Source organism: Streptomyces sp. SID13666 (assembly GCF_010548325.1).
GTDB lineage: Bacteria > Actinomycetota > Actinomycetes > Streptomycetales > Streptomycetaceae > Actinacidiphila > Actinacidiphila fildesensis.
Window position 1 is genome coordinate 117,453 of sequence record NZ_JAAGLX010000012.1, and the last position, 16,621, is coordinate 134,073.

Here is a 16,621-nt window from a genome sequence, read left to right on the forward strand (position 1 = left end):
CCCTAGGAGGCCCCGGGAGCCCCGGGTACGGTCCGCCGTCCGAAGTGATGCACGCCTCACCCCGTCCCGCCCCGCCTCGCCCGCCGGCCGGTGCCCGGCCGGCGCGGGACTCGGCCGGGCGTACGAGCCTTCGTCGCTATGGGTGACGTGGGGCGGCAGCCGGTCGCGTCGTCCGACGCACCGGAAACGCACGACTACGGTGCGTCATGCGGGCCGATCATCGGAACGGCTCGCCCTCGATTTGCCCACGACCCTGTCCGCGACGACCTCATCGAACTGGAGGCGTGGTGTGCCGTATCGGTGCCCTGCTCGCCGTCCTCGCTCTTTCCTTCGTCACGTTCCTCGGGGGTGCGTCCACCGCTCAGGCCGATTCGGCTCCTGAGGGGCAGCCCGTGGCGTTCAGCCTGCCCGCCTCGCTCGACCTGCACGACGGCACCGTCCAGAAGTTCAACGGCACCTACTACGCGTACGGGACCGCGTACGCCTGCGGGTTCCACTGGCAGGTGGCCAACACCCCTTGGTGCGGCTTCAAGGTGTCCACCGCTCCGTCGCTCCTGGGACCCTGGTCCACTCCCCAGCTGCTGTTCGGCCCGAACGACATCGATCCGTACACCGGGCAGACCTGGCAGGTGGAGTGCGGCGGCACCGGCGCGGGCTGTTTCAACGCGCGGATGATCCAGCGCAGCGGCTGGGGCGCCGGCGACGGGGCGTGGATCCTGTGGTTCAACTCCCCGGCGGACTTCAACCGTGACCGGTCCAACGCCTACAACGCGATGGGCTGCAACGGCCCGGCCGGCCCCTGCGGTCCCACCGCCGGCGCGCCGAACGGCTCGTACACCAAGCCCAGCCTGAAGTTCTGCACCGGTAACGGGGACATGGGCTTCATCGACTCCGTCACGCCGGGTGCCGCGCCCGCTCTGGTGTGCACGATGCCCGGTGCGCTGTCCCTGTCCATCGAGGAGCTCAACGCCGCGGGCGTCGGCGGTTCCGGATCGGGCGGGGTGACCGTCGCCGGACTGAAGAACATCGAGAGCCCGGGCGGCTGGTACGACCGGGCCAGCGGGCAGTACTTCCTCACCTACTCGGACCCGGGCTGCGGTTACTGCACGGGCACCGGTACCGGCTACGCCACCACCACGAACCTGTACGGGACCTGGGTCGCGCCCCCCAACCTCGGGTTCGGCCAGCCCGCGAACGGCCGCCGCCTCATCTCCGCCAACAGCTGTGGCGGACAGTCCCGCACGGTGTCGGTCGTCGACGGGCAGGCCTGGCAGGGCATCGACCTGTGGACCGGCGACCGGAACCAGACCGGCGCGCGGATGATGTTCGTGCCGCTCAACTCCAGCCCGGCCTCCGGCACCCCGGGTGACGGCCAGGTCTGGCGGCCGCCGCTCGCCCTCGCCTGCTGACGCCGTCCGGGGCGGCCGGTACCCCGGGTCACAGCGTCAGCAGCATCGCGAACATCCCCAGCGCCATGGAGACCCGGCAGGCCGCCAGCTCCGGCGCGATCGCCGCCCCGGCCGGCGGACCGCCGGCCGGGGCGACGGCCGCCACCGTCACCAGCCGGGCCCCGGCGGCCAGGACGTATCCGGCGAAGTACACCAGCAGGGCCCCCGTCAGCAGCGGAGCGCCCGCCGGGGCGTGCCCGGCGTGGCCGCCGGCCGGGGCGGCGGTGCCCATGGCGGCCGCCATGTAGACCATCGCGGCGGCGCCCAGGGCGTGGTGCAGATGGTGGCCCGGCCGCCGGGCGAGCAGCAGGGCCCGGACCGCCGCCGCCGCGAAGACCAGCGCTAGCAGCAGCGACCCCCAGGGCCGGGGGTCGATTACGGACAGGGGCACGGCCATCACCGCCATGCCGGCCCCCATCAGGGCCTCGTGCCGTGCGGCGTGCCGCAGCAGGCACGAGAGCCCCGTCGCGGCGCTGAGTACGACCAGCAGCCACCCCACCAGCGGTGGTCCGTGCATGACCGGCCTCCCGTTCGCGGCGTTCCCGCCCACCGGCCGCCCCGCGTCCCCGGGCGACGGCGGTCCGCTGGAGAGCTGCCCGGACACGAGGGCGCACACCCACGCGCACGGACGTACTCGGGGGGCGCGATGAAGGACTCGAGGAGCGGGAGCTCAGGCCCTGGCGCGCTGGGTGACCGCCACGCAGACCAGGACGGCGAGCGCCGCGAGCGGGGTGGCGGCGTCAAGGTGCTCGCCGAGCAGCGCCGCGGACCACACCAGCGTCAGCAGCGGCTGCGCGAGCTGGAGCTGGCTGGCGCGCGCGACGCCGATGGCGGCCATGCCCCGGTACCAGACCATGAGGCCGAGGACCTGGGAGACGGCCGCGAGATACGCCAGCCCCAGCAGCGCCTGGCCGCCGAAGTGCACCGGCTCGAAGGCCAGCGCGACGAGCGAGCCGGCCAGGGTGAACGGGAGCATCGCGATCAGCGCCCACGAGATGACCCGCAGTCCCGGCATCACCCTGGCCAGCCGGCCGCCCTCGGCGTAGCCCGCCGCGCACACCGCGAGCGCGCCGAAGAGGTAGAGGTCGCCGGTGGTCGGCGCACCGCCGCTCTGCGCGAGGGTGAACACCGTGACGGCGCCGGCCCCCGCGACCGCGGCGGCCCAGAAGGTGCGCGACGGACGGTTCCCCTCCCGGGCCGCGGCCACGATGGCGGTGGCCAGCGGCAGCGCGCCGATGACGACGGCGGCGTGCGACGTGTCGGTGGTCGTCAGCGCCAGCGTGGTGAGCAGCGGGAAGCCGACGACCACCCCGAGGCCGACGACCAGCAGTCCCGGCCAGTGCTCCCGGGCGGGAAGGGGCGCCCGCCCGGCGACCAGGCAGACACCCGCGATGACGGCGGCGAGCACACCGCGCACGGCGACGGTGGTCCACGGCCCGAAGCCGCCGAGCGCCCAGTGGGTCGCGGGGAAGGTGAAGGAGAAGACCGCGACGCCGAGCGCGGCGAGGGCGGTGCCGTTCACCGCTATCGGCCGCAGTGCGGTAGCGCTATTATGTGCTGTCATGAACGACGGTAGCAGTTCGCATTCCCTGGCGGATTCGCTGCGAGGAGAGCTGGAGCGCTTCTCTCCCGGAGCGAAACTGCCGTCGAGCCGCTCCCTCGTCGACCGGTTCGGCGTCAGCCCCGTGACGGTGTCCCGGGCGCTGGCCGCGCTCGCCGCTGAGGGGCTGGTGGAGACCCGCCCCGGCTCGGGCACCTACCGGTCGCAGCCGGCGGCGCACCCCGCCGGCCCCGTCGACACCTCCTGGCAGCAGGTCGCCCTGACCGCCGGGGACCAGCACGGCGAGCCCGCCCCCCGCGTCGTCGACGCCTCCGGGGTGCTCGCCACGCTCGCCGCCCCGCCGCCCGGTGTGATCCCGCTCAACGGCGGCTATCTGCACCCGGATCTCCAGCCGCAGCAGGCCCTCGGCGCCGCGCTCGCCCGCGCGGCCCGCCGGCCCGGGGCGTGGGACCGGCCGCCGGTGGAGGGGCTGACGGCGCTGCGCACCTGGTTCGCGCGCGAGGCCGGCGTCGGACCCGCCCAGGTGCTGATCACGGCGGGCGGCCAGGCCGCGCTCACCACCGCGCTGCGCGCGCTCGCCCCGCCCGGCTCCGCGCTGCTCGTCGAGTCCCCGACGTACCCCGGAGTGCTCGCGGTGGCCCGGGCGGCCGGACTGCGGCCGGTCCCGGTGCCGACCGACGCCGACGGCGTACGCCCGGACCTGCTCGCCGACGCCTTCGACGCCACGGGCGCACGGGTGTTCTTCTGCCAGCCGCTCTTCCAGAACCCGACGGGCACCGTTCTCGCCCCGGCGCGGCGGGCGCAGATCACCGGGATCGCCCGCGCGGCCGGGGCGTTCGTCATCGAGGACGACTTCGCCCGGCGGCTGGGCCACGGCGGCCCGCTGCCCGCGCCGCTGGTCGCCGACGACCCGCACGGCACCGTCGTCCATGTCACGTCGCTGACCAAGCCGACCTCGCCCAGCCTGCGGGTCGGCGCGCTCATCGCGCGTGGCCCGGTCGTGGAACGGCTGCGCGCCATCCAGGTCGTCGACAGCTTCTTCGTCCCCCGCCCCCTGCAGGAGGCGACCCTGGAACTGGTCGGCGCACCCGCCTGGCCGCGCCATCTGCGGGCCGTCGCGACGGGGCTGCGCGAGCGCCGCGACGCGATGCTGGCGGCGCTGCGGCGCGACCTGCCGGAACTCGTCCCCGACCGGGTCCCGAGCGGCGGCTACCAGCTGTGGCTGCGACTGCCCGACGGCACCGACGAGACGGAGCTGTGCACTGCGGCCCTGCGCGCCTCGGTCGCGGTCGCGGCCGGGCGCGCCTACTTCGCCGCCGAGGCCCCGGCGCCGTACATCCGCGTCAGCTTCGCCGACACCAGCGGCACGGAGGAGATCGACGAGGGGATCCGGCGGCTCGCGGCCGCCTTCACGGAGGTCAGGGCCGGTATCTGATCGGGTGGTCGGCCGGCACCTCCACCACGACGATCTCCAGCCCGTCGGGATCCGCGATCCACATCTCGACCAGCCCCCAGGGCTCCTTCACCGGCGGCCGCAGCACGGTCACCCCGCGACCGGCCAGTTCGGCGTGCGCCGCCGTGACGTCCGGGACCTGCAGCCAGATGCGCAGCGCCGCACTCATCGGCGCCCCGGAGCGCCCGGAGACCTCCAGATAGCCGCCGCCGAGGAAGAACACCGTGCCGCGCTCAGGACCGCTGCCGAACTCCCGGTAGATCGCCAGCCCGAGATCGTCACGGTAGAAGGCCCGGGATCGTTCCAGGTCGGTCGGCTGCAACAGGATCCGGCTGCTCACCACATTCACCATGCGGTGAAGCTACCCGGCCCCGGCGCCCCGGATGTGCTCCCGGGTAGCCTCGGCCCCATGGACATCAGCGAGCGCACCGCGCAGCCGACCTTCCGCACGGCCACGCCGGCCGATGTTCCCGCCGTCGTGACTCTCGTCGAGTCGGCGTACCGGGGGGACTCGAGCCGGGTCGGGTGGACGACCGAGGCGGACATCCTGCAGGGACAGCGGACGGACCCCGAGGGTGTCGTCGAGGTGATCGAGAAGGCGGGCAGCCGGCTCGTCCTGGTGGAGCGCGCGGGAGAGCTGATCGCGTGCTGCCACATCGAACGCCGCGGGGACAACGCGTACTTCGGGATGTTCGCGGTCCGGCCCACGGCCCAGGCCGGAGGTCTCGGGAAGACCGTCCTCGCGGAGGCCGAGCGCTACGCCGCGACCGAGTGGGACGCGGCGCAGATGCACATGACGGTGATCACGGCGCGCGCCGACCTCATCGCCTGGTATGAGCGCCGCGGCTACATCCGCACCGGCGAGACGCACGCCTTCCCCTACGGGGACGAGCGCTTCGGGGTGCCGCAGCGTGACGACCTCGAGTTCGAACTGCTGGTGAAGGACCTCAAGGACCTCAAGGACCTCAAGGCCGCGGCCACCGGCTGACCCGTTACAGCCGCCCGGCCTCCGCGAAGCGCCGCAGGAAGCGCTGAGTGCGCTCCTGCTCCGGTGCCCCGAACACCTGCTTCGGGGTGCCGCGCTCCAGCACCACCCCGGCGTCGAGGAAGCAGACCTGGTCGGCGACCTCACGGGCGAAGCCCATCTCGTGCGTGGCGATCACCATCGTCATGCCCTGGTCCTTGAGATCGCGGACGACGCCCAGCACCTCGCCGACCAGCTGCGGGTCGAGCGCCGCGGTGATCTCGTCGAGGAGCAGCAGCCGCGGCTTCCCGGCCAGCGCCCGGACGATCGCGACGCGCTGCTGCTGGCCGCCGCTGAGCCGGTCCGGGTACTCGCCGGCCTTGTCGCCGAGGCCGAGCCGGGCGAGCAGTTCACGGGCCCGCTCGGCCGCCTCGGCGCGCGCGACCTTGTGCACCCGGCGCGGCGCGAGGGTGATGTTGTCGAGCACGGTCATGTGCGGGAACAGGTTGTACGCCTGGAAGACGACCCCGATCCGGCGGCGCACCGTGTCCGGGTCGACCCGGGGGTCGGTGATGTCCTCGCCGTCCAGGAAGATCGCCCCGTCGTCGATGTCCTCCAGCAGGTTGGCGCAGCGCAGCAGCGTCGACTTGCCGGAGCCGGAGGCGCCGATCAGCGCGGTGACGGTGTGCGGGGGCACGCTGAGATCGATGTCGCGGAGCACCACCGTTGAGCCGAACGTCTTGCGTACGGACTCCAGCCGCAGCACGGGTGTCGTGCTCGTGCCGTCACTCATACGGTTCCTCCCTGCGACTGGCGGCGGTTCATCCGGGCGGTGATCCAGTCGGTGAAGCGCGTCATCGGGATGGTGAGCGCGACGAAGATCAGGCCGGCGACGACGTACGAGGTGTAGTTGAAGGTCTTGCCCGCGTAGATCTGCGCGGCGTACACCGCGTCGACCGCGCCGGCGATCGACACCAGACCGGTGTCCTTCTGCAGCGAGACCAGGTCGTTCAGCAGCGGGGGCACGACCCGCCGGACGGCCTGCGGCAGCACCACGTGGCGCATGGTCTGCGCGCTGCTCAGCCCCAGCGAGCGGGCGGCGGCGCGCTGGCTGGGGTGGACGGTGTCGATCCCGGCCCGGAAGACCTCGGCGACGTACGCCGAGTAGGTGAGGACCAGGGCCGTGCCGCCCAGCACCACCGGGTCGGTGGTGACGCCCTGCAGTCGCAGCGCGGGGACGCCGAAGACCACGCCGAGCAGGCAGATGATCAGCGGCAGACCGCGGAAGAAGTCGACATAGGCGGTGGCGAGCGCCCGCAGCGGGAAGAACACCGGCCCGCGCAGGGTGCGGGTGACGGCGAGCAGCAGCCCGAGGACCAGGACGACAGCTCCGCACACCACCATCAGCTGGAGGTTGAGCCAGAGCCCGTCGAGGATCTTCGGCAGTGACGCGCGCGCGTCGTGCGCGTTGAAGAAGGTCTCGCGGGTGCGCTGCCAGCCGGGGGAGCTGACGACGAGCCCGATGAGCAACCCGGCGGTGGCGAGCGTGCTGACGGCACCGATGATCACCGCGCGGCGGGTGCGGGCGCGCCGGAAGCGCTCCCGTTCGATCCGCCGCTCGGACGGCCGGTAGGTGTCCGGCCGGACGTCCTCCAGCGTCACTTCAGCACCGGCGCGTCGACGGCCTCGGACAGCCACTGCTTCTCCAGCCCGGCCAGCGTGCCGTCCTTGCGCAGTGCGTCGACGGCCTTGCTGACGCACGCCGTGAGCTTGCTGCCCTTGTCCAGGACGAGGCCGAACTGCTCCTTCTGGGCGCCGCCGGTCTCGAACTGCCCGACGACCTTGGCCTCCGGCACCTCGGCGCCGGTGATGTAGAACGCGGTGGGCAGGTCGACGACGATGCCGTCCACCTGACCGTTCTTCAGCGCGCTCTTGGCGAGGTCGTTCTTCTGGTAGACGGCGGGTGCCTGGGCCGGCTTGATGACGTCGTTGAGCACGTCCAGGCTGGTGGTGCCGACCTGGGCGCCGAGCTTGGCGCCCTTGAGGTCGGCGATCGACTTCGCGTTCGCGATCTTCGAGGTCTTGAGCGTGATGACGGCCTGGCGCACGTCGTAGTAGCCGGACGAGAAGTCGACGGCCTTCTTGCGGTCGTCGCTGATCGAGACCTGGTTGATGTCGAAGTCGAAGGTCTTCGCGCCGGGCGCGAAGGCGTTGTTGAAGGCGACGGTCTGCCAGACGACATCGGCCTGGGCATAGCCGAGCTGCTTGGCGACGGCGTAGGTGACGGCCGACTCGAAGCCCTTGCCGTTGGCGGGCTTGTCGTCGGTGAACCACGGGTCGTACGCGGGCGTGTCCGTGCCCACGGTCAGCTTGCCCGCGGTGCGGGTGGACAGACCGGCCGGGGCACAGCTCGCGGCGGACGTTCCCGAGGGCGCGGCGGTGCTGCCTGCGGAGTCGTCCTCCTGGGGCGCGCAGCCGGCGGCGGCGAGGGTGAGCAGGGCTGCCGCGGCGATGGCGGCGAGGCGCGGGGACAGCAGGTTCGCGGAACGCATGGCCGGACATTGACATCGGCCGGGGGAATCTGTCCAGGCCGCGGGAGCATACGTCCGAATGCCGGACGTTTGTGTCCGGGGTGTTGCCCCGCGCCTCGCCAGGAGGCGTACCTGTCAGGCCCGTCCGGCGATCTGCGGCATCGCCCGACCGTCGATGGACGGCAGGTCGGTCACGATGCCGTCCAGCCCGAGTGCGTGCGCCAGGTCCAGCTCCTGCGGAGTGTTCACCGTCCACGCGATCACGGCGAGCCCGGCGTCCCGGCAGCGGCGGACCACGTCGAGGCTGAGCTGCGGCAGTTCCAGACTGACCATCCGGGCACCCACGGCCCGCGCGCGTGCCACCAGGTCCCGGCCGAGCTCGCTGGCGACCAGCACGCGGTGCGACTCCGGCAGCAGTTCGTGGATCTCGCGCAGCGCCTCGTCGTGGAAGGACAGCACGCTCACCCGGCCCACCTCGTCGCGGTCGCGCAGCACCTTCGCGAGCACCCGGGCGGCGGCCACGTCCTTGATCTCGGCCTGGATCGGTCCGGTGACCGCGTCCAGCACCTCTTCGAGGACGGGCACCCGTTCGCCCTGCCCCGCGTCCAGCTCGCGCAGCTCGTCGAGGGTGAGGTCGCCGATCCGGCCGGTGCCGTCCGTGGTGCGGTCCACCTCCGCGTCATGCATGACGACGAGCGCGCCGTCCTTGCTCAGGTGCAGATCGAGCTCGATCTGGTCCAGCCCCTCGCGCTCGGCGCGGGCGAAGGAACGCAGGGTGTTCTCGGGCTCCACGCCCATGACACCCCGGTGACCGACGGTGAGGAAGTTCATGGCCGACATCCTAGGGACGGGCGGTGACGGCAGGTGGAACGTGGTGTGACGGCGCGGAGTGCGAGGAGCGGACACCCGCCGTGCCGAGGACGAATCCGGTGATCAGGGCGGCGACGAGGACAGCGCGGGTACTCATGACCCCTCTCCTACCGCCGCCGGACCCCGGCCGGCCGGTTCCGTCACTCGTGTGAGGGCGTGCCGCCCGCCGGGCTGCCACCGGGCCGCCGGGATCCGGCGCGGGGATCGCGCGCGCCGGGAAGCTGGGCGAGACTGGAACGAAGTCGCTTTACGGTCATAAGGGAGCAATATTCCGAAGGTCGGCCGCCCCATCATGACGCAACTAACAGAACTCATCGCGAGAACGGCGCATGACAGGAAAATGACCGGTCTTGTGGGGGGTCGCACAGGATAATCTGCTCCGACCCCCCTTGAACGGAGGAAGCTCGTATAGATACGCTTCCTTGGCGGATCAAGCGCGTTTCTTCTGTGAAGGAGGGGTCATGAGTGAAAATCTTTCGGCTGTAGTGGCTGACGGGGCCGGGATATCCGGCGAGGGCATCGCCTCGCATCCGGCGTGGGCCGTACTGAAGCAAGCCGTGGAAGCCATCAGGCCCTGGCAGCAGAAGGACGGCTCGATCGACTTCTCCGCCGAGGTCGTCCCGTCGCTGGCCGATGTGGAGCGCACCCTGGAGCGCGTCATCGACGCGATCGAGCAGCTCTCCCCGCTGGTGCCGCACGACACGGCGTACCACCAGGCGCTCGTCACCGACCTGCGCCGCTGGGCCGACGGCGGCTTCGGCGTCCCGGACTTCCTGGACTCGCTGCTGGCCTTCCAGCCCGCCGCCGACCGGCGCGACGGCCTGCAGCACCTGGTCGTCTTCCCGATGTACACGCAGAACGGCAACCCGGACCGCAACCTGGAAGCCGTCGCCCTGCGCGTCGTGTGGCCCGACTGGCTCGCCGAGCTGGAGCGGACCCGCTACGACAACCCGCTGTTCGTGCCGATCACGTTCCAGGACTTCACGCCCGGCTACGACACCAATTCCGCGGTGCTCTTCCCGGAGACCGTGGCCGTCCGCCAGGCGCCCGAGCGCTGGACCTGGGGCGGCATCTTCTGCGACCGCGAGGCCGCCCGCTTCCGGGCCGTGACCGCCGCCGCCGTGGACACCCTCGGCCTGGAACTGCCCGGTGAGGCCGCGCGGCTCATCGAGGACCAGGAGCTCTCCCAGCAGACGTTCGTGCTGTGGGACATGATCCACGACCGCACCCACAGCCGCGGCGACCTGCCGTTCGACCCCTTCATGATCAAGCAGCGGGCGCCGTTCTGGATGTACGGCCTCGAAGAGCTGCGCTGTGACCTCACGACCTTCAAGGAGGCCGTGAAGCTGCAGGCCGAGGGCCACCCGATGGGCCTGGGCGTGCAGTACGCGATCCTCTTCGACCGCCTCTTCCGCTTCCCCGTCACCGGCGAGCGGGTCCGCAACTACGACGGCCTGGGCGGCCAGCTGCTCTTCTCCTACCTGCACAAGCACGACGCCGTACGCTGGACGGACAACACCCTGCACATCGACTGGGAGCTGGCTCCCAAGGTCACCAACCAGCTCTGCGCCGACATCGAGAAGCTGTACCGCGACGGCATCGACCGCCCGAAGCTCGTGCACTGGTTCGCCGCGTACGACCTGGTCGCGACGTACCTCTCGCCCCACCCGGGATCCGTGTGGGCCAAGGGCCCGGACGCCCTCGACCTGTCGCTGCCGCCGCGCAAGCTCGTGGACGAGGTGCTCGTCGACGAGTTCCCGCTGAGCATGTTCTATGAGGCACTCGCGAAGAAGCTGCGCGACGTGATCGCCTCGACCAAGGGGATCACCGCGAGCGGCGTCGTACGGACGGCGGCGTGAGCGACGCGGCCGAGGAGGCGAAGATGACGAACGGGACCGAAAGCCAGGGACCGCTCCAGGGAGCGGTCATCGCGGTGGCGGGGGCCGGCGGCCCGGCCGGCCGCGCGATGCTCCAGCGGCTCGCCAAGGCGGGCGCTCATGTGGTCGCCGCAGACGCGAACCCCGAACGGCTCGCGCAAGCCGTCGACCAGGCCCGTTTCGACGCCGGAGGTGCGGACATCACCGGCGAGATCGTGGACCTGCTCGACCCCGACGCGACCCGTGAATGGGCCGAGCGGATCGAGAAGGACCACGGTCCGGTCGACGGTCTGGTCCATCTGGTCGGCGGCTGGCGCGGCTCCGCGTCGTTCACCGAGACCGACCTCGCCGACTGGGACTTCCTGCACAAGCTGCTGATCCGCACCGTCCAGCACACCTCGCTGGCGTTCCACGACCCGCTGCTGCGCAGCACGCGCGGCCGTTATGTGCTGATCAGCGCCGCCGGTGCCAGCAGCCCGACGGCCGGCAACGCCGCCTACGCCGCGTCGAAGGCCGCCGCCGAGGCCTGGACGCTCGCGATGGGGGACTCGTTCCGCAAGCTGGCGGGCACCGACCCGCTCACCGCGGCGGCCAGCGTCGTCGTCATCAAGGCGCTGGTGCACGATGAGATGCGGGCGCAGCGCCCGAACGCCAAATTCGCCGGCTTCACCGATGTGACGGACCTCGCCGAGGCCGTCACGGACATCTGGAACCGGCCCGCCGAGGAAGTGAACGGAACCCGACTGTGGCTGACGCCCCAACCGTGAGCGAGCAGCTCGCCACCGACGCCGTCCGGCGCCACGACCCCGAGGTCCGGGGCTTCGCCAGCGACAACTACGCCGGCGTGCACCCCGAGGTGCTCACCGCCCTCGCCCTCGCCAACGGCGGCCACCAGGTCGCGTACGGCGAGGACGACTACACCGCCCATCTGCAGGACATCTTCCGCGGCCACTTCGGCCCGCGCGCGGAGGTCTTCCCGGTCTTCAACGGCACCGGCGCCAACGTCACGGCGCTGCAGTCCGTCACCGAGCGCTGGGGCGCGGTGATCTGCGCGGAGTCCGCGCACATCAACGTGGACGAGTGCGGCGCTCCGGAGCGCGTCGGCGGCCTCAAGCTGCTGACCGTCCCGACGCCGGACGGCAAACTCACCCCCGAGCTGATCGACCTCCAGGCGTTCGGCTTCGAGGACGAGCACCGGGCGCAGCCGCAGGTCGTCTCGATCACCCAGACCACCGAACTGGGCACCTGCTACACCCCGGACGAGATCCGGGCGATCTGCGACCACGCCCACCAGCACGGCATGGCCGTCCATCTGGACGGGGCGCGGATCTCCAACGCCGCCGCCACGCTCGGTGTGCCGCTCGCGGCGTTCACCACCGACGCCGGGGTCGACATCCTCTCCTTCGGCGGCACCAAGAACGGCCTGCTGATGGGGGAGTGCATCGTCGTGCTCACCCCCGAGCGGGTGCGCGCCATGAAGCATCTGCGCAAGCTGTCGATGCAGCTCGCCTCCAAGATGCGCTTCGTGTCGGTGCAGTTCGAGGCGCTGCTCGCCGGCGACCTCTGGCTGCGCGGCGCGCGGCACGCCAACGCGATGGCGCAGCGGCTGGAAGCGGCCGTCCGGGGGGTCGACGGTGTGACGATCGTCCGTCCGGTGCAGTCCAACGCCGTCTTCGCGATCCTGCCGCGCGAGGTCAGTGAGCGGCTGCAGAAGCGCTACCGCTTCTATTTCTGGAACGAGAACACCGGTGAGGTCCGCTGGATGTGCTCCTTCGACACCACGGAGGACGACGTCGACTCGTTCGCGGCTGCCATCGCCGCGGAACTGGCCGGACACTAGTCCCGCCACCGCTGTCCCACGGCCCGGCCACGGCCCGGCCACGGCCCGGAACAAGCCAACTTCCGCTGCTGTCCCAACGGTTGACTTCATCGCCGACCGGCGGGTATGACACGTACACATGCGCATCGGCGCACGCCCATCACCAGGAGTGGGGGGCCTGCCATGTACGACGATCAGCCCGCCTTCGGCGCCAGTCGGCGATCGGTGGCCGGGACCACCGTGGTCGAGCTGTGGGGAGAACTGGACGTCCTCGCCGCGGCGGGGCTGTCCCCTTTCCTCGACGCACTCGCCCGGGTGGCCGACTCGGACTTCATCATCGATCTGCGGCCCGTGACGTTCATCGACTGCAGCGGTCTTTCGCTGCTCTGCCGGTTCCGGATGCACGCCCTCGAGAACGGGGGCCGCATCCGGATCGTCAGCGCCGATCCGTCCTTCACGAGGCTGCTGCGGCTCACCCGGCTGGGGCGGGTCTTCGAGATCCATCCCGATCTGGCGTCCGCGCTGGCCCGGCACGCGGACGACGCCGGACCGGGCGCCACGAACGGTGCGATCGCCTAGCCCGCTTCTGAATAAGTATGCACTGATTCGTATTTCGATTGATCGGACGTGTGATCCTGCCTAGGGTTCCGAATATGGAACTCCTCCAGGACGTACCCGGTCCCGCGGCGTATCTCGCCGCCGACGACGTCATCGACCATGACCATCCGCTGGTGCGCGAGACCGCGGAACGGCTGCGCGCCGGTAGTGACGGCGCGTACGACTACGCCCGGGCGGCCTTCGAGTTCGTCCGCGACACCGTTCCGCACTCCGGCGACGCCGACGACCCCCGGGTGACCTGGCGCGCCTCGGACGTCCTGCGGCTGCGCACCGGTATCTGCCACGCCAAGTCGCACGCCCTCGCCGCGCTGCTGCGGGCCGTGGGGATTCCCACCGGGCTCTGTTACCAGCGCCTCACCGACGAAGCCGGTGACAATCCGCTGGTGCACGGCCTCGTCGCCGTCCTGCTGCCCGGGCGGACGCAGTGGGCGCGGCAGGACGCGCGGGGGAACAAGCCGGGTGTGGACGCGCAGTTCTCGGCGGAGCGGGAACAGCTCGCCTGGCGGGTCCGCCCCGAGTTCGGCGAGGCCGACTACCCGGTGCTGTACGCGGCTCCGCCGCCGGCCGTGCTGGAATCTCTTCAGCGCGCCACCGACCGGCCGCACCTGTGGCAGCTGCTGCCCACCGCGCTGTGAACGCCGTCCCCGTCAAGGAACCAAGGTCTGCGATGCCCCCGACGAACCCCGCTCAGCCCCTGAACATCACCGTGGCCCCCGAGGTGCACGAGCTCGTACCCGGATTCGTCCCGCTCATCGTCGAGGCCCGCGGCCTCACCAACGGGCCGAGCGACGAGCCGAGCTCCGCGCTGCTCGACGACGCCGTGCGCCGGCTCACCGCGCGGCTGGCCGGCCGCGCCCCGCACGAGGACCCGCACATCGCGGCCTGGCGCGACGTGTACACCGCCTTCGGCGCCAAGCCGTCCCGCACCCGCAACTCCGCCGAGGCGCTGGCCAGGCGGGCACTCGCCGACGGCGGGCTGCCGAGGATCAATCTCCTCGTCGACCTCTACAACGCCGTCAGCGTGGCCCATCTGGTGCCGGTCGGCGGCGAGGACACCGACCACATCCTCGGCGGGATGCGGCTGGTGCGGGCCGGCGGCGACGAGAAGTTCGAGACCGCGGCCGGTGGCGAGCCGGTCGTGGAGCACCCCGAGCCCGGCGAGGTCGTCTGGCAGGACGACACCGGGGTCACCTGCCGCCGCTGGAACTGGCGTCAGGGCGTCCGCACCCGGTTGACGGAGGACTCCGTCAACGCCGTCTTCCTGCTCGAACGCCTCGCGCCGATGCCGCTCGACGAGCTGCACACCGCCGCGGGCGAGCTCGCCGAGGGACTGCGTCTGCTGAGCCCCGCGGCCGAGGTGACGGTCCGCGAGGCGGACTGAGCCCGGCCGGGCGCCGTGGCGCGGTGGGTCAGCGCCTGGCCGCCCGCTCGTCGCGGTCCGCACGGTCCAGCTCGGCGGCCTCTTCCGGGGTGGGCGCGGTGCCGCCGAGGTGGCTGGGCAGCCACCACCGGTCGTCGGGGCCGCTCGGCTTGCCCGGGTAGGCGCGCTGCGCGTCCTCCAGCAGCTCCTGGACGCGCATCCGCAGCCGCCGGGTGAGCGCGCCCGGCTTCTCGCCCTCGTTCGCCCGCATCGGCTCGCCCACCCGCATGGTGATGGGGAACTTGTTGCGGCCGAGATGGCGCGGGTGCCCCTTGGTCCACAGCCGCTGGGTGCCCCACAGGGCCATCGGGAGCAGCGGTACGCCGGCTTCCTCGGCGAGCCGCGCCGCGCCGGACTTGAACGACTTCAGGGTGAACGACTGCGAGATGGTGGCCTCGGGGAAGACCCCGATGATCTCGCCGGCCCGCAGCGCGTCCAGCGCGTGCGCGTACGCGTGCATACCTTCCGAGCGGTCCACCGGAATGTGCTTCATCGCCCGCATCAGCGGACCCGACACCTTGTGCCGGAAGACCGAGTCCTTCGCCATGAAGCGGACCAGCCGCTTGTTCGGCAGCGCCGTCAGACCGGCGAAGACGAAGTCCAGGTAGCCGATGTGGTTGGAGACCAGCAGCGCTCCGCCCTTGCGCGGTACGTTCTCCGTGCCGCCGATGTCGAAGCGCAGCCCCTGCACACGGAACATGGTGCGGGCAACGCCGATGACCGGGGGATAGACGAGTTCAGCCATGTCCGGGTACCTGCTCTCTCCGGGGGCGGCTCTCCCGGCGGAAGTTACGCGCCCGTAGGTTCCGGTCGCTGATGGATCGTGCACCGACAACGTGCCCCGTGTCACCTTGCGTGCCCACGATCCCGCGAGATTCTCGTCACGTCACCCCGTCGCACGCCGGAACAAGAGATACATCTCGCACCCCAAGCAGTACCCGAAGGCAGCGTTGAGAAACGCCGCGGCCAGCGCGCAGCCGGTCGCGGCCATACCCAGCCACAGCGGTCCGGCGAAGTAGCCGACCAGACCGATGAGCGCGAAGACGAGCCCCACGGCCTGCGCGAAGCGCGGCGGCGCGGGGTCCTCGGTCTCCTGCGTCGGCCCGAGCCGGGGCCGTACGACGGTGGCGAACAGCCAGCCGTAGGGGGAGCGCCGCACGCCGGCCGCGGCACCGGTCGCGAAGACCACCGCCTGTACGGCCAGCAGCCAGCCACTCCCGGTGACCAGGACGGCGGCCAGGACGACCGTGGTGAGGACGGCGCCGAAGCGGGGCCCGCGGACATCGAGGCTCGAGGCGGGGGCGGCGTTCGCGGCATTCATCGCGTTCATGGAGCCGATGATCCCGGACCGGGGCGCACCCGGCCCCACGGGAATCATTGCGGTCCCGTGAACGCTGCACCGCTGCGGGAGGAAACGATGACGGGATTGGTGGTGTGCCTCGCTGTCCTCGCGGCGGCGAGCGCGTTCGGCCTGGTGCACCAGCGCCGGAACGGGAGGATTCGGGTGCGGACGAAGGACGGCCAGGAGCGGCTGACGGCTGCCGAGATCGGCGGGCCGCTCGGTGCGCGCGCCACGCTGGTGCAGTTCTCCAGCTCCTTCTGCGCCCCGTGCCGGGCCACCCGGCGGACGCTCGACGAGATCGCCACCATGGTGGAAGGGGTGACCCACGTCGAGATCGACGCGGAGGCCCATCTGGAACTCGTCCGCAGGCTGGCGATCCTGAAGACCCCGACCGTCCTCGTGCTCGACGCGAGCGGAGCGGTGGTGCGCCGGGCGGCGGGTCAGCCGCGCAAGGTGGACGTGATCGCGGCGCTCGGCGCCGCGGTGTGACGGCCGGCCCGCGGACCGGCGCATCCGGACCGGTGATCTTGTGATGGGGATCCCAAATCCCGGGCCGCTCTTGACGGAGCCCGTCTGCCATCGTCACTCTGACGTTATGTCGCGAGACCCCCTTCTTCACACGCGCGCGGATGTCGATCTCGGTCGCCATTCGAGTGCGCGCTGTCCGAGTTGTTGAGCGCCCCAGACGACCATTCGCCTCCGGCCCGACCGCTCCAGA

20 protein-coding genes are annotated in these 16,621 nt (G+C 71.7%); 10 read left to right on the forward strand and 10 right to left on the reverse strand.

The features are described from left to right. Window positions 1-287: 287 nt before the first annotated feature. On the forward strand, window positions 288-1,409 hold the full coding sequence (locus tag G3I60_RS18145; RefSeq protein ID WP_138353887.1) for a hypothetical protein: 1,122 nt from the start codon (window positions 288-290) through the stop codon (window positions 1,407-1,409). A 28-nt stretch (window positions 1,410-1,437) separates the two neighbouring features. On the opposite strand, the gene G3I60_RS18150 is transcribed toward G3I60_RS18145, so the two are convergent. Then, complete coding sequence (locus tag G3I60_RS18150) at window positions 1,438-1,965, reverse strand: DUF5134 domain-containing protein (RefSeq protein WP_164294251.1); 528 nt, start codon at window positions 1,963-1,965, stop codon at window positions 1,438-1,440. A gap of 153 nt (window positions 1,966-2,118) precedes the next feature. After that, on the reverse strand, window positions 2,119-3,012 hold the full coding sequence (locus tag G3I60_RS18155; protein WP_164294250.1) for a DMT family transporter: 894 nt from the start codon (window positions 3,010-3,012) through the stop codon (window positions 2,119-2,121). Here G3I60_RS18155 and G3I60_RS18160 point away from each other — a divergent pair. Beyond that, window positions 3,011-4,444: a PLP-dependent aminotransferase family protein gene (locus G3I60_RS18160; RefSeq protein ID WP_164294249.1), complete on the forward strand. Its 1,434-nt coding sequence runs from the start codon at window positions 3,011-3,013 to the stop codon at window positions 4,442-4,444. The two genes, G3I60_RS18155 and G3I60_RS18160, sit on opposite strands and share 2 nt — an antisense overlap. Here the strand turns inward: G3I60_RS18160 and G3I60_RS18165 are convergent. After that, a complete protein-coding gene (locus G3I60_RS18165) occupies window positions 4,428-4,814 on the reverse strand; it encodes a VOC family protein (protein ID WP_138353883.1) in 387 nt (128 codons plus the stop codon). The genes G3I60_RS18160 and G3I60_RS18165 overlap by 17 nt on opposite strands. Window positions 4,815-4,871: 57 nt before the next feature. On the opposite strand from G3I60_RS18165, the gene G3I60_RS18170 reads away from it, so the two are divergent. Further along, window positions 4,872-5,450 carry a GNAT family N-acetyltransferase gene (locus tag G3I60_RS18170; protein WP_164294248.1) on the forward strand — a complete coding sequence of 193 codons (579 nt, stop codon included), beginning with the start codon at window positions 4,872-4,874 and terminating at the stop codon, window positions 5,448-5,450. A 4-nt stretch (window positions 5,451-5,454) separates the two neighbouring features. On the opposite strand, the gene G3I60_RS18175 is transcribed toward G3I60_RS18170, so the two are convergent. The 5 genes from G3I60_RS18175 to G3I60_RS46425 all read right to left on the reverse strand — a co-directional run bounded on the left by G3I60_RS18175 (window position 5,455) and on the right by G3I60_RS46425 (window position 8,924). Beyond that, entirely contained in the window at window positions 5,455-6,219 is a 765-nt protein-coding gene (locus tag G3I60_RS18175) for an amino acid ABC transporter ATP-binding protein (protein WP_164294247.1), read from the reverse strand. Then, entirely contained in the window at window positions 6,216-7,088 is an 873-nt protein-coding gene (locus tag G3I60_RS18180) for an amino acid ABC transporter permease (protein ID WP_244809080.1), read from the reverse strand. Before G3I60_RS18180 ends, G3I60_RS18175 begins: the two co-directional genes overlap by 4 nt. After that, window positions 7,085-7,978, reverse strand: coding sequence for an ABC transporter substrate-binding protein (locus tag G3I60_RS18185; RefSeq protein WP_164294246.1), 894 nt, complete (start codon window positions 7,976-7,978; stop codon window positions 7,085-7,087). The genes G3I60_RS18180 and G3I60_RS18185 overlap by 4 nt, the downstream gene beginning before the upstream one ends. Window positions 7,979-8,092: 114 nt before the next feature. Beyond that, window positions 8,093-8,788, reverse strand: a complete 696-nt coding sequence (locus G3I60_RS18190; RefSeq protein ID WP_138353878.1) for a glycerophosphodiester phosphodiesterase family protein — start codon at window positions 8,786-8,788, stop codon at window positions 8,093-8,095. Window positions 8,789-8,798: 10 nt separating this feature from the next. Next, window positions 8,799-8,924: a hypothetical protein gene (locus tag G3I60_RS46425; protein ID WP_269287308.1), complete on the reverse strand. Its 126-nt coding sequence runs from the start codon at window positions 8,922-8,924 to the stop codon at window positions 8,799-8,801. 364 nt (window positions 8,925-9,288) lie between these two features. Here G3I60_RS46425 and G3I60_RS18195 point away from each other — a divergent pair, with 364 nt between their 5' ends. From G3I60_RS18195 to G3I60_RS18220, 6 genes are all read left to right on the forward strand, one after another. Next, window positions 9,289-10,686: a DUF6421 family protein gene (locus G3I60_RS18195; protein ID WP_164294245.1), complete on the forward strand. Its 1,398-nt coding sequence runs from the start codon at window positions 9,289-9,291 to the stop codon at window positions 10,684-10,686. Window positions 10,687-10,709: 23 nt separating this feature from the next. After that, window positions 10,710-11,471, forward strand: coding sequence for an SDR family NAD(P)-dependent oxidoreductase (locus tag G3I60_RS18200; RefSeq protein ID WP_164607513.1), 762 nt, complete (start codon window positions 10,710-10,712; stop codon window positions 11,469-11,471). Next, window positions 11,450-12,544 carry a low specificity L-threonine aldolase gene (locus G3I60_RS18205; RefSeq protein WP_138353876.1) on the forward strand — a complete coding sequence of 365 codons (1,095 nt, stop codon included), beginning with the start codon at window positions 11,450-11,452 and terminating at the stop codon, window positions 12,542-12,544. The genes G3I60_RS18200 and G3I60_RS18205 overlap by 22 nt, the downstream gene beginning before the upstream one ends. 162 nt (window positions 12,545-12,706) lie before the next feature. Further along, window positions 12,707-13,102 carry an STAS domain-containing protein gene (locus tag G3I60_RS18210; RefSeq protein ID WP_138353875.1) on the forward strand — a complete coding sequence of 132 codons (396 nt, stop codon included), beginning with the start codon at window positions 12,707-12,709 and terminating at the stop codon, window positions 13,100-13,102. 74 nt (window positions 13,103-13,176) lie between these two features. Beyond that, window positions 13,177-13,776, forward strand: a complete 600-nt coding sequence (locus G3I60_RS18215; protein WP_164294244.1) for a transglutaminase family protein — start codon at window positions 13,177-13,179, stop codon at window positions 13,774-13,776. Window positions 13,777-13,808: 32 nt separating this feature from the next. Then, a complete protein-coding gene (locus tag G3I60_RS18220) occupies window positions 13,809-14,522 on the forward strand; it encodes a B3/4 domain-containing protein (protein ID WP_164294243.1) in 714 nt (237 codons plus the stop codon). Between the two features lie 28 nt (window positions 14,523-14,550). Here G3I60_RS18220 and G3I60_RS18225 read toward each other — a convergent pair whose 3' ends face one another. Together G3I60_RS18225 and G3I60_RS18230 are read right to left on the reverse strand one after the other, a co-directional pair. Then, entirely contained in the window at window positions 14,551-15,306 is a 756-nt protein-coding gene (locus G3I60_RS18225) for a 1-acyl-sn-glycerol-3-phosphate acyltransferase (protein WP_138353872.1), read from the reverse strand. 141 nt (window positions 15,307-15,447) lie between these two features. Continuing rightward, complete coding sequence (locus G3I60_RS18230; protein WP_232485043.1) at window positions 15,448-15,891, reverse strand: DUF4395 domain-containing protein; 444 nt, start codon at window positions 15,889-15,891, stop codon at window positions 15,448-15,450. A gap of 87 nt (window positions 15,892-15,978) precedes the next feature. Between G3I60_RS18230 and G3I60_RS18235 the strand changes: the two genes are divergently transcribed. Beyond that, complete coding sequence (locus tag G3I60_RS18235; RefSeq protein WP_138353871.1) at window positions 15,979-16,392, forward strand: thioredoxin family protein; 414 nt, start codon at window positions 15,979-15,981, stop codon at window positions 16,390-16,392. Window positions 16,393-16,621 lie beyond the last annotated feature (229 nt).